The sequence below is a fragment of the Mesorhizobium sp. M0518 genome (genome assembly GCF_040321125.1).
In the GTDB taxonomy this organism is placed as follows: domain Bacteria; phylum Pseudomonadota; class Alphaproteobacteria; order Rhizobiales; family Rhizobiaceae; genus Mesorhizobium.
In genome coordinates this window covers 144,066-156,110 of the sequence record NZ_JAMYQY010000015.1, presented here as the reverse complement: position 1 = coordinate 156,110, position 12,045 = coordinate 144,066, and the positions used below count along the sequence as shown (strand labels likewise).

General features: G+C 63.3%; 13 protein-coding genes. 9 read left to right on the top strand and 4 right to left on the bottom strand.

Annotation, left to right across the window (positions count from 1 at the left end; genetic code table 11):
- The first annotated feature begins 39 nt into the window (after window positions 1-39).
- The 7 genes from lgt to NKI66_RS21790 all read left to right on the top strand — a co-directional run bounded on the left by lgt (window position 40) and on the right by NKI66_RS21790 (window position 5,836).
- Complete coding sequence (gene lgt / locus NKI66_RS21820) at window positions 40-894, top strand: prolipoprotein diacylglyceryl transferase (RefSeq protein WP_023809811.1); 855 nt, start codon at window positions 40-42, stop codon at window positions 892-894.
- Window positions 891-1,979 carry a class I SAM-dependent methyltransferase gene (locus NKI66_RS21815; RefSeq protein WP_023809812.1) on the top strand — a complete coding sequence of 363 codons (1,089 nt, stop codon included), beginning with the start codon at window positions 891-893 and terminating at the stop codon, window positions 1,977-1,979. Before lgt ends, NKI66_RS21815 begins: the two co-directional genes overlap by 4 nt.
- Window positions 1,980-2,086: 107 nt before the next feature.
- Window positions 2,087-2,881: a peptidoglycan editing factor PgeF gene (gene pgeF, locus NKI66_RS21810; RefSeq protein WP_023809813.1), complete on the top strand. Its 795-nt coding sequence runs from the start codon at window positions 2,087-2,089 to the stop codon at window positions 2,879-2,881.
- Window positions 2,881-4,032 carry a M24 family metallopeptidase gene (locus NKI66_RS21805; RefSeq protein ID WP_352721648.1) on the top strand — a complete coding sequence of 384 codons (1,152 nt, stop codon included), beginning with the start codon at window positions 2,881-2,883 and terminating at the stop codon, window positions 4,030-4,032. Before pgeF ends, NKI66_RS21805 begins: the two co-directional genes overlap by 1 nt.
- 43 nt (window positions 4,033-4,075) lie before the next feature.
- On the top strand, window positions 4,076-4,663 hold the full coding sequence (locus tag NKI66_RS21800) for a hypothetical protein (protein WP_023809815.1): 588 nt from the start codon (window positions 4,076-4,078) through the stop codon (window positions 4,661-4,663).
- A 42-nt stretch (window positions 4,664-4,705) separates the two neighbouring features.
- Window positions 4,706-4,837, top strand: a complete 132-nt coding sequence (locus NKI66_RS21795) for a hypothetical protein (RefSeq protein WP_280940280.1) — start codon at window positions 4,706-4,708, stop codon at window positions 4,835-4,837.
- A 63-nt stretch (window positions 4,838-4,900) separates the two neighbouring features.
- Window positions 4,901-5,836 (top strand): ribose-phosphate pyrophosphokinase, encoded by a 936-nt coding sequence (locus NKI66_RS21790; protein ID WP_013530002.1) that lies wholly within the window; start codon window positions 4,901-4,903, stop codon window positions 5,834-5,836.
- 117 nt (window positions 5,837-5,953) lie between these two features.
- On the opposite strand, the gene NKI66_RS21785 is transcribed toward NKI66_RS21790, so the two are convergent.
- A complete protein-coding gene (locus tag NKI66_RS21785; RefSeq protein ID WP_023809816.1) occupies window positions 5,954-6,838 on the bottom strand; it encodes an AraC family transcriptional regulator in 885 nt (294 codons plus the stop codon).
- A gap of 172 nt (window positions 6,839-7,010) precedes the next feature.
- On the opposite strand from NKI66_RS21785, the gene NKI66_RS21780 reads away from it, so the two are divergent.
- Window positions 7,011-8,252 carry an MFS transporter gene (locus NKI66_RS21780; RefSeq protein WP_023809817.1) on the top strand — a complete coding sequence of 414 codons (1,242 nt, stop codon included), beginning with the start codon at window positions 7,011-7,013 and terminating at the stop codon, window positions 8,250-8,252.
- Window positions 8,253-8,328: 76 nt separating this feature from the next.
- Here NKI66_RS21780 and NKI66_RS21775 read toward each other — a convergent pair whose 3' ends face one another.
- Complete coding sequence (locus NKI66_RS21775) at window positions 8,329-9,186, bottom strand: alpha/beta fold hydrolase (protein WP_023809818.1); 858 nt, start codon at window positions 9,184-9,186, stop codon at window positions 8,329-8,331.
- A gap of 150 nt (window positions 9,187-9,336) precedes the next feature.
- Here NKI66_RS21775 and NKI66_RS21770 point away from each other — a divergent pair, with 150 nt between their 5' ends.
- On the top strand, window positions 9,337-9,765 hold the full coding sequence (locus NKI66_RS21770) for a MarR family winged helix-turn-helix transcriptional regulator (protein ID WP_023809819.1): 429 nt from the start codon (window positions 9,337-9,339) through the stop codon (window positions 9,763-9,765).
- Between the two features lie 96 nt (window positions 9,766-9,861).
- Here NKI66_RS21770 and NKI66_RS21765 read toward each other — a convergent pair whose 3' ends face one another.
- Both NKI66_RS21765 and NKI66_RS21760 read right to left on the bottom strand, forming a co-directional pair.
- Window positions 9,862-10,632, bottom strand: a complete 771-nt coding sequence (locus NKI66_RS21765; protein ID WP_023809820.1) for an ABC transporter ATP-binding protein — start codon at window positions 10,630-10,632, stop codon at window positions 9,862-9,864.
- Window positions 10,633-10,692: 60 nt separating this feature from the next.
- Window positions 10,693-12,042: an ABC transporter substrate-binding protein gene (locus NKI66_RS21760; protein ID WP_023809821.1), complete on the bottom strand. Its 1,350-nt coding sequence runs from the start codon at window positions 12,040-12,042 to the stop codon at window positions 10,693-10,695.
- Window positions 12,043-12,045: the final 3 nt, after the last annotated feature.

Here is a 12,045-nt window from a genome sequence, read left to right as displayed (position 1 = left end):
GGTCCGCGCGCAAACACGTTCGCAACCGAGAGTTCCCCGTTGAACGAATATTTCCTGCTGCCTCTGGCCTCCCTACCCTTCCCCAACATCAACCCGATCCTCATCCAGATCGGGCCGCTGGCGGTGCATTGGTATGGCCTCGGCTATATCGTCGGCATCCTGTTCGCCTGGTGGTATGCCAAGCGGCTCGCCTCTAATGCCAAGCTATGGCCGAACGGCGTCCTGCCGATGAAGCCGGAGGATCTCGACGACTTCATCGTCTGGGCGGCCATCGGCGTCGTGCTGGGCGGCCGCACCGGCTATGTGCTGTTCTATGATCTGCCACGCTACATCGCCCACCCGCTCGACATCTTGGCGGTCTGGCAAGGCGGTATGTCGTTCCATGGCGGCCTGCTTGGCGTCATCCTCGCCATGACGCTGTTTTCCATCAAGCGCGGCATCCGCATCTGGTCGCTGTTTGACGTCGTGGCGGCCGGCGTGCCGGTCGGCCTTGGCCTGGTGCGCGTCGCCAACTTCATCAACTCCGAGCTATGGGGGCGCCCGACCGACGTGCCCTGGGCTTTCGAATTCCCCAATGGCGGGCCGTTTGCCCGTCACCCGAGCCAGCTCTACGAGGCGCTTCTCGAAGGCGTGGTGCTGTTCCTCGTGCTGCGCATCCTCACCCATTCGCGCCTCAAGCTGAAGACGCCGCGCTTCGTCGGCGGCGCCTTCATCTGCGGCTACGGCCTGTCGCGCATTTTCGTCGAGTTCTTCCGCGAGCCCGACCAGCAGCTCGGCTACCTCCTCGGCACCAACTGGCTGACCATGGGCATGATCCTGTCGACGCCGATGGTGCTGGCCGGTATCTGGGCGATGCTGACCGCCAGGCCGGTGGCGCAGCCGCAGCCGGCATGACACGGCTGAAAACCCGCATCGTCGACCTGATCGAGGCATTGGGGCCACTTCCGATCAACGAATACATGGCGCTGTGCCTGTTCGACCCGGCGGACGGCTACTACACGACGCGCGAGCCTTTTGGTGCGGGCGGCGACTTCATCACCGCGCCGGAAATCAGCCAGATGTTCGGCGAACTGGTCGCCGTGTGGATGTACCAGGCGTGGCAGGCGAGCGGCCGGCCGCTGCCGGCCACCATCGCCGAGATCGGCCCCGGCCGCGGCACGCTGATGAAGGACATGTTGCGTACGCTGTCGCGGCTCGATCCTGATCTGGCCAGCGGCGCCACCTTCGCCATGATCGAGACCAGCCCGCGCCTGACCGAGGTGCAGAAGCAGACGCTTGGCGCCACACCCTTCGCGGTTGGCTGGCATGAAACCATCGAGACCTTGCCGCAGCAACCGCTGTTCATCGTCGGCAACGAACTGTTCGACGCCGTGCCCATCCGCCAGTTCGTCCGAGCCGGCACCGGCTGGCGCGAGCGCATGGTCGGCCTCGACGAGACCAACGACCTTTGCTTCTTCGCCGGCGCCGGTTCGGTCGACCCGACGCTGCTGCCCGCCGATGCCACTCAAGCGCCGCAAGGCGCGATTGCCGAAGTGGCGCCTGCCCGCACCGCGCTCATGGCAACGATCGCCGAGCGCATATCCAGGCATGGCGGCGTTGGCCTGTTTCTCGACTACGGCCATTTCCAGCCGGGTGTCGGGGACACGCTTCAGGCCTTGCGCAGCCACGATCACGAAGATGTGCTGGCCAATCCCGGTGAGGCCGACCTCACCTCCCATGTCGATTTCGCCGCCCTTGCCATGATCGTGCGTGCACATGGCCTCGAAGCTCATCTGACGACACAGGGCGACTTCCTCCTCGGCATGGGTATCCTCGAGCGCGCCGGCCGGCTTGGCGCCGATGCCGGCCAGGCGGCGCGCGAAAGGATCGCCGGGGACGTCGAGCGCCTCGCAGGGCCGCAAGCCATGGGCGAGCTGTTCAAGGTGCTTGCGGTACTGCCCCGCGGCGTGGCGGTTCGGCCCTTCGCTGGGGCGGATTGACTTTTTACCGCCACCCCTCCCAATCTCCCGTCCGCGCTTTGCAGCGCCTGTTCTCGACCAAGCACCTTCTTCTTGACGAAACCGCCCACACGGACAACAACGCCCGCATGCTGAATCAGACCAAACCGGATCCCGTTCGGTCGCCGCTGCTGGACAAGGCGCGGGCACAAGGCATTCGCCACGGCTATTTCACCCGCGTCGGCGGTGTCTCCGGCGGCATCTACCAGGGCCTCAACATCGGCACCGGATCGAATGACGACCCGATGCTTGTGGCGCAGAACCGCGCCCGTGTCGCGGCATGGATGGGCGTGCCGGCGAGCCATCTGTTAACCGCCTGGCAAATCCATTCGCCCGACGTCATCATCGCCAGGGAGCCCTTTGCCGGCGAGCGGCCCAAGGCAGACGCCATCGTCACCGACCGACCGGGCATCGCCATCGGCGCTTCGACCGCCGATTGCGGTCCCGTGTTGTTCGCTGATGCCCAGGCGCGCATCATCGGCGCCGCGCATGCCGGCTGGAAAGGCGCGTTCACTGGCGTGCTCGAAAACACCATCCTGGCAATGGAAAGCCTCGGCGCCCGGCGTCAAAACATCGTCGCCGTGCTGGGCCCCTCCATCGGCCCGCAAAACTACGAGATCGGCCCGGAATTCGTCGCCCGCTTTGTCGAAGCCGACGCCGAAAACATCCTCTATTTCGCGCCGTCCGCCAATGCCGGCCATGCGATGTTCGACCTCAACCGCTACACGGTTGACCGGTTGGCCAAGGCCGGCGTGACGGCTGAGGGCCTCGACCGCTGCACTTACGCCGAGGAGGGCCTGTTCTACTCCTACCGGCGCACCACGCATCGCAAGGAGCCCGATTACGGCCGGCAGGTTTCGGCAATTGTCTTGGAGAGGGAATAATGGCGCTGCATTTTGAACGATCTGAATTTGACGCGCGGCGCGACCGGCTGATCATCGAGATGGCCGAAAAGAAGCTCGACGCCATCCTGCTGTTCGCGCAGGAAAGCATGTACTGGCTGACCGGCTACGACACGTTCGGCTTCTGCTTCTTCCAGTGCCTGGTGGTGAAGGCCGACGGTTCGATGGTGCTTCTGACCCGCTCGGCCGACCTGCGCCAGGCGCGTCAGACCTCGATTATCGACAACATCGTCTTGTGGACGGACCGCAACGGCGCCAATCCGGCGGTCGACCTGCGCAATCTGCTCAACGAACTCGACCTGCTCGGCGCCCGCATCGGCGTCGAATACGACACCCATGGCCTGACCGCGTTCAATGGCCGACGGCTCGACGAACAGTTGCAGACCTTCGGCCAGATCGCCGATGCGTCCGGCATTGTCGGCCGTCTGCGCCTGTTCAAGAGCCCGGCCGAGGTCGCCAAGGCCGAGAAGGCCGCCAATCTTTCCGATGATGCGCTCGACGCGGCGCTGCCGCTGATCAAGCAAGGCGGCGACGAAGCCCTGATCCTGGCCGCCATGCAGGGTGCGATCTTTGCCGGCGGCGGCGACTATCCGGCCAACGAATTCATCATCGGCTCCGGCGTCGATGCGCTGCTGTGCCGCTACAAGGCCGGCCGCCGCAAGCTCACCAAAAATGACCAGCTGACGCTCGAATGGGCCGGCGTCTTCAACCACTACCACGCACCGATGATGCGCACGGTGCTGACCGGCAAGGTGTCGAAGCGCCATCAGGAACTGTTCGACGCCGCCCGCGCGGCCCTTCTGGCTGTCGAAAAGGCGATGACGCCGGGCAACAGCTTCGGCGACGTCTTCGATGCGCATGCCCGCACCATGGAGGCGCACGGCCTGACCAAGCACCGGCTGAACGCCTGCGGCTATTCAGTCGGCGCCCGCTTCACCCCGTCCTGGATGGACATGCCGATGTTCTACCAGGGCAATCCCGAACCGATCGCGCCCAACATGACGCTGTTCGCCCATATGATCATCATGGACTCCGATACCGAGACGGCGATGACGCTTGGCCGCACCTACCTGACCACCGAATCCCAGCCCAAGCCGCTGTCCCGCCATGATCTCGACTTGATCGTACAGTGAATCCACAGTGGGAGGCGTTCTTCGCCAAGGAGTTAGAAGGCAAATGAGACGATCGCATGTGACGACCGTGTCATTGCTTGTGGCATTGGCTCTTGCCGCCTGCACCAACGCAAAGGACGTGCTCGAACCGTCGGCGATCACGCCGCCGGCGACGTCGACCCAGACGCTGCCCGCCACCAGCACGGCGGGCGCTCCCGCAACCACCGCCGCACCGGTCACATCAGCCCAAAGCGCTGCCATCCTGTCGAAGACCCGCCTGCAGATCGCGCCGATCGTCGGCGCTTCGGTGGAAGCCGCGACACCTCTGACGGCGGAGTTGCAGACCCGCGCCAGGCAGCGCGGTATCACGCTCGCCGGCAGCGCCGACCAGACCGTGACACATGTGCTGAAGGGCTATTTCTCGACGATGTCGGAAGGCGCCGACATCACCGTCATCTACGTCTGGGATATCTATGACCCCGCCGGCAACCGGCTGCACCGCATCAATGGTCAGCAGAAGGCTCCGTCGGTCAATTCCGGCGCCAGCGCGGGCGGCGACAGCTGGAAGGGGGTCTCGCCGGCCACCATGCAGACGATCGCCGATCAGACCATCGACCAATTCGCGGCCTGGCTCGGCGGCAAGGCGGGCTAGAGGCATCGGACCCAAAAGTGGAGACGGTTTTGGGAAAATCCGATGCCCGACGAGAAGAAGGGGCAGCGCAAGTCCGCTGCTCCCTGTTGCAGCCCGGCGATGGCGCGGAGCTTTCTTGAGTTTAGCCGGCGGATTCCCGATCTCGGCGCTTGCAATACCGGCGCGGGCCGCTAAAAGCCCGGTTAAAGGGCGCAAGCGAGTCCGTCAGGTCTCATCATCCTCCACCAGGAACCGTGCATGAAACTCTTCGCGGGCAATTCCAACAGGGTGCTGGCCGAAGCGGTCGCCCGGTACCTCAACGTCCCGCTGGGCAAAGCCACGGTCAGGCGCTTCGCCGACCAGGAAATCTTCGTCGAAATCCAGGAAAACGTGCGCGGCGAGGATGTCTTCATCCTGCAATCGACCTCGTTCCCAACCAACGATCATTTGATGGAATTGCTCATCATGATCGATGCCTTCATGCGTTCCTCGGCCAAGCGCATCACGGCGGTCATCCCCTATTTCGGCTACGCCAGGCAGGACCGCCGCGCCTCCGGCCGCACGCCGATCTCGGCCAAGCTGGTCGCCAACATGATCACCCGCGCCGGTGTCGACCGCGTTCTGACGCTTGACCTGCATGCCGGCCAGATCCAGGGCTTCTTCGACATTCCGACCGACAATCTGTTTTCCGTGCCGGTGATGGCCCGCGACGTGAAGGCCAAATACAAGCAGCTCGGCAACGTCGTGGTGGTCTCGCCCGACATTGGCGGCGTGGTCCGCGCCCGTGCGCTGGCCAAGCGCTTCGATGCGCAACTGGCCATCGTCGACAAGCGCCGCGAGCGTCCCGGCGAATCGGAAGTCATGAACATCATCGGCGCGGTCGCCGGCAAGGATTGCCTGCTTATCGACGACATCGTCGATTCCGGCGGCACGCTGTGCAACGCCGCCGATGCGCTGCTGGCCAACGGCGCCACCAGCGTCACCGCCTATATCACGCACGGCGTGCTGTCGGGCGGCGCGGTTGCCCGCATCAGCGGTTCGAAGCTCCAGGAACTGGTGATCACCGATTCCATCCAGCCGACGCAGGGCGTGCTCGATGCTCCCAACATCCGCGTCATCTCGATCGCCGACCTGATGGGCGAAGCCATTTCGCGCACCGCGACCGAAGAATCGGTGTCGAGCCTGTTCGACTAGAGCAATTCCAGGAAAAGTGTGAAGCGGTTTTCCGTCTAGAACCGCGTCAAAACAAAGAGTTAGAGCAGATCGCCGTTTCCGTGAAACGGTGAGATGCTTCTAGAACAGCACCTGCCGTTACGGCGCAGAGCTTTCCAACCGAACCGGCCCGATCAGGCGACGAGCGACCTCGACGCTCTCTCGTGCGCCGCGCATATAGCCGCGCGGCGAGGTCCCCAGCATGCGCTTGAACATGGTGATGAAGGCCGGCACGCTGTCATAACCGAGATCGAGCGCCACCCTGGTGATCGGCTCGCCGTCCGCCAGCCTGGGCAGCGCCGCGAACAGGCAGGCCTGCTGGCGCCATGTCGACAGCGACAGGCCGGTCTGGCGCTGGAAGGCGCGCGTGAACGAACGCCGGCTCATGCCGGCGGCATCCGCCCATTCATCGATCGTCGCGTGCGGCGACGGTGCGGCGACGAAGCGCCGGCACAGCGCCGACAGCCTCGGATCGGACGGGAATGGCAGCCCGAGAGGCCGTTCCGGCAAGGTCGGGATTTCGTGCAGCAAAAGGTTCATGATCAGCCCACCGCGTCCTTCCAGAACGCCGCCTTGCGGCAGCTTTTCCGATTCCACGATCAGGCTGTGCATCAGGTCGGTGACGCCGACGACGCGCAAGCCTTCGGGCAGCCCGGGGATCGCCTGTGGCATGACATAGACCGAACGCATCGAGACATCGCCCAGCATCTCGACGGAATGCTCAGTGCCGGCTGGAATCCACATCGCGTGGTCCGGCGGCACCATCCAGCGCCCGTAGCGCGTCGTCACCAACACCACGCCGACAAGCGCATGCAAGAGCTGGCTGCGGCTGTGGCGGTGCTGCGGCACACGGTAGCCATCGGGATATTCGGTCGGCAATGCCACCGCCGGCCCGGCCACTTGCTCAAGCCACTGCCAGCGGCTCTCGTGCAACTGGCCGAGATTGGCGTTGCCAGCGTGAAAGACTTCTTTGCCGTGCGGCATCCGATATGGCCCACTTGCGAAACTATTGGACCAAACCACGAAAGAAGTCATCCCGCAAGCAGCTTATAAGGCACCGTCCCAAGCGCTCCACAGGAGCGTCCGACAAGGCGGCCGCAGGTGCGTCCGTCAACTGCCTGCGGGCCTGCCCGCCAAAAAGACCACGGAGCCTACCTTGACCGATACGATAGCCGCCAGCGTCGCCCCACCGGCGACCACCAGTCACGCTTCAGCCCAGGCGACGGCCTTCACCGTCATCCTGGCGGTGAGCTTCTGCCATTGCATCAACGATATCATGCAGTCGCTGCTGTCGGCCATTTACCCGCTCCTGAAAGAGAATTATGGCCTCGATTTCTGGCAGATCGGCTTGTTGACCTTCACCTTCCAGGTGACCGCGTCGCTGCTGCAGCCTGTGATCGGCATGATCACCGACAAGCGGCCGATGCCCTACTCGCTGCCCTACGGCATGGCGTCATCGCTGATCGGCCTGATTGTGCTCGCCTATGCCGGGCATTATTCGCTGCTGCTGATCGGCGCCTCGCTGATCGGCATCGGCTCGGCGATCTTCCATCCGGAATCCTCGCGCATCGCCCGCTTCGCCTCCGGCGGCCGCTTCGGCCTGGCGCAGTCACTGTTCCAGGTTGGCGGCAATTTCGGCCAGTCCATGGGGCCGCTGCTGGCGGCCTTCATCGTCGTGCCGTTCGGCCAGACCAGCATTTCCTGGTTCGCCGTCGGCTCGCTGATCGGCATCATCGTTTTGTGGCAGGTCGGCGGCTGGTACAGCCGGCTGCGTGCCGCGCAGGGCACCCGCAAGGCGGCGAGCTTCGTTTCGCCTTTCCCGCGCCGCAAGGTGACGAATGCATTGATCGTGCTGACATTGCTGGTGCTGAGCAAGAATGCCTACATCGCCAGCCTCGCCAGCTACTACACCTTCTATTCCATGCATAAGTTCGGCGTTTCGGTGCAGATGTCGCAGGTCATGCTGTTCCTGTTCCTCGGTGCCTCGGCGCTGGGCATCCTGCTCGGCGGCCCGTTCGGCGACCGCTACGGACAGAAGGCGATGATCTGGTTCTCCATCGTCGGCGTGCTGCCTTTCACGCTCGCCCTGCCCTACGCCAATCTGGAATGGACGATGGTGCTGACGGTGCTGATCGGCCTGATCCTGTCCTCGGCCTTCTCGAACATCGTCGTCTTTGCGCAGGAGCTCGTGCCGGGCCGCGTCGGCATGATCGCCGGCATCTTCTTCGGCTTCGCCTTCGGCATGGGCGGCATCGCGGCGGCCGTGCTCGGCATCGTCGCCGACATGAAGGGCATCGATTTCGTCTTCCAGATCTGCTCGTATTTGCCGTTTCTTGGATTGCTCACCGTGTTCCTGCCGAACATGAAGGAAGCACGCAAAGCGCAGTTAGTTGCCTAGATCACGCTAATCTGAACCTCACAAAAAATGCACCCGCCTGATGGCGGGTGCATTTTTGTAGGCTATTCGGAAAGCCCTATGCCTTGAAGAAGGCCAGCAGGTCGGCGTTGATGACATCGGCATGGGTTGTGGCCATGCCGTGCGGAAAACCCTCGTAGACCTTAAGCTCGCCCTTCTTGAGCAGCTTGATCGTCAGCAGCGCCGAGTCGGCGATCGGAACGATCTGGTCGTCGTCTCCGTGCATGACCAGGACCGGCACGTCGATTGCCTTCAGATCCTCCGTGAAGTCGGTTTCCGAGAAAGCCTTGATACAATCATAATGCGCCTTGGTGCCGCCCATCATGCCCTGGCGCCACCAATTGTCGATGACGCCCTGCGAGATGTCCGCGCCCGGGCGGTTGAACCCATAGAATGGACCGGCGGGAACATCGCGGAAGAACTGGGCGCGATTGGCTGCCTGGGCGGAGCGGAAGCCGTCGAAGACCTCGATCGGCAGGCCGCCGGGATTGGCAGCGGTCTTGAGCATGATCGGCGGCACCGCGCCGATCAGCACCGCCTTGGCGACACGGCCTTCGGCGCCGTATTTGGCGACATAGCGCGCCACTTCGCCGCCGCCGGTCGAATGGCCGACATGGATGGCGTTCTTGAGGTCCAGATGAGCGGTGAGTTCCGCGACGTCGGCGGCATAGGTATCCATCTCGTTGCCGATATCGGTCTGGGTCGAGCGGCCGTGGCCACGACGATCATGTGCAATGACACGGTAGCCCTGTGACAGGAAGAACAGCATCTGAGCGTCCCAATCGTCGCTGCTCAACGGCCAGCCGTGATGAAAGACGACAGGCTGCCCGGTCCCCCAGTCCTTGTAGTAAATCTGCGTTCCGTCCTTGGTGGTGATCGTACCGCTGCCGGAACTGGGCTTGGTTTGCGAGGTCATCTCAATCTCCTTCTGTTATTTTCGCGATAAACGATATCGCGATAACGATTTAGCTAGCGCGACTCAAAACCCTTGTCCACAAAAATATATATCGCGATATTATTTTTCGTGGTATCGAATTGACGCCCATATTGGCAAAAGGAATGCGCCGTGCCTCTCCCGTTGGACAATCAGCTCTGTTTCACGCTCTATGCCACCAGCATGGCCATCAACCGCAGCTACAAGCCTATGCTGGACGAGATGGGCATCACCTATCCGCAGTACCTGGTACTGAACGCGCTTGGAGAGGCTGACGGCATGTCGGTCGGCACGATCGCCCACAGGCTCGCTCTGGAATCGAGCACCGTCACGCCGCTGGTAAAGCGAATGGAGCAGGCCGGGCTGGTGACCCGCCAGCGCAGCCAGACCGACGAACGCCAGGTGCAGGTCGACCTGACATCAGCCGGGCGCGGGCTGCTGGTGCAATGCAACTGCCTGAATGAAGCCTTGATCGAGCGCTCGGGCATGACGCTGGCGCAGCTCGATGCCTTGAACCGGCAGATCCAGGCGCTACGCGCCGCGTTGATCGGCGACCGGTAGCCGGCCCGGCCTTCTCGACGGTCGGACCTCACCCGCCGGCCTCTGCCCGCGAGATGCATCCTCGAAGACATTCGCGGATCGAACGCGACGACTGCGTCAGGGCGCGTCGCCCAGATAGATGCGGTGGAGATCGTCACGCGCTGCAAGGTCGGCCGCCGGCCCTTCGAGCGCCACGCGGCCGGTGTCAAGAACATAGCCGCGCTGTGCGTAGGCAAGCGAGAGAGCCGCATTCTGCTCCGCCAGCAGAAAGGCCGTCCCTTTCTCCCGGTTAAGGCGCGCGATGATCGCGAAGATTTCCTGAACGATGCGCGGTGCGAGCCCCATGGAGGGCTCGTCGAGCAGGACGAGCCTTGGTTGCGTCAACAACGCCCGGCCGATGGCCAGCATCTGCTGTTCGCCGCCGGACGCAAGCCCGGCATGCGTGCGCCGCTTGTCGCGCAGGCGTGGAAACCAGCCGTAGACGTCATCGAGCTGACGCTGCAGCTCCTTGCGGCTTGGCCGGTGCAGAAATGCGCCGGTCAAGAGGTTCTCCTCGACCGTCAGATGCGAGAAGACATGGCGCCCTTCCATGACGTGGACGATGCCCCGCGTTGCCAGTCTGTTGGCCGCAAGCCCGAGAATATCCTCACCGTCGAGGCGAATATGCCCCCGGCGCACCTTGGCCCGATCGGCGCTGGCCAGGCCCGAAATCGCCTTGAGCACAGTACTCTTGCCGGCACCGTTGGCTCCAAGCAAAGCAACGATTTCGCCGTTGCCGATCGTCAGCGACACATCGGCGACGGCCAGAATGGCGCCCCCATAGACGACTTCGATGCCCGACACTTCGAGAAGGGTGTCCTGATCAGCCGCCGGGGCGACGGCTTCGATGTCGTGGTCATGGCGTTTCTCCTTATCGTGGGAAACCGTCAAAGCGGCCGCCGCGTCCTGTCAGTTGCTGCCGATATCGCGGGGCGTAATTCCATGCTCCTTGGCATAGGCCTCGGATTTCGCGTCGATCAACGGACGCAGCGTTGTGCGATCGGCCTGCACCCAGTCGCTGACGAGAGACCATTTGGACCCGTTCCATTGCTGCACTCGCACCGCGCCGCCGCCCTCATGGTCCGCGGGCGTCAGTTGGAGGTTCTGCACCAGGCCTCGGAAACCTGCCCTTTCAAGGGCTGCGTCATCAAGCTTCAGGTGCTCCAGCGCCCACTGGCCTTCTTCTCCGGTGATCGGGCGGTTGCCGAACTTGGCCTGGGCCTGCCGAACGATCTCCGCAGAGAGCAGGGCGCCGACGAGACCTGAATTGTAATAGACGCTGCCGAAAGCCTTGGTATCGCGCAGGTCGGACTTGCCGGCGTCGATGATGTCCTTCTTCAAACGCTCGTGGATCTTGAAGTCGGCGCCGGCCGGATAAGGCGTCAGCGCCAGATATCCCTTCGCCGCTTCGCCGGCCGGGATCACGTCTTCCTCGGACGAAGCCCAGACATCGCCGATGATGTGGTCGGCGGGAAAGCCGAAACGCACCGCGGTCTTGATGGCTACCGGCGTCGAAACACCCCAGGTTCTCAGGAACACCCAGTCCGGCTTTGCTTCGCGGACCTGCCGCCACTGCGAGGATTGTTCGCTGCCCGGATCGGCAACGGGAATCTGGATATTCTCGAAACCGTATTTCTTTGCCAGAAGGGCGAGCGGATCAAGCGTCTCGCGGCCATAGGCGCTGTCATGGTAGACGGTGGCGATCTTCTTTCCCTTGAGCTTGTCGAAGCCGCCTTCGCGCTCGGCAACATAGTTCACGACCGCCGACGCCTCGCTGTAGAAGGTCACCATGACCGGAAAGATATAGGGGAACACACGCCCGTCGGTGGCCTCGGTGCGACCGTAGGCAAGTGTTACCAGCGGTATCTTGTCCGCGGCCGCGCGGTCGGAAAGTGCATAGGCGGCAGGCGCGCCGTTCGGGAAATAGGCGGCGACCGGAGCGCCGTTCAGCCCGTGCTTGAAGCGCTCATAGCATTCGATGCCCTTTTCGGCCGTCCATTCCGTCTCGCATTCCTGCCAGGCAATCTTGACGCCGTTTATGCCGCCTTCGACTTCGTTGATATAGCGGTAATAATCGATCTGCCCGGCCCAGATGGAAGCGCCCGACGCCGCATAGGGGCCGACGCGATAGCTGGCGATCGGGAAAAACTGTTTGTCGCTGTCGGGACCCGGCTGGGTTTCAACGGCCTTGGCTGCACTGGCAAGCAGCAGCAACGAAGTGGCAGCCGCCAGGGCAGCGCGCAAGAGCTTTTGGTGCATGGC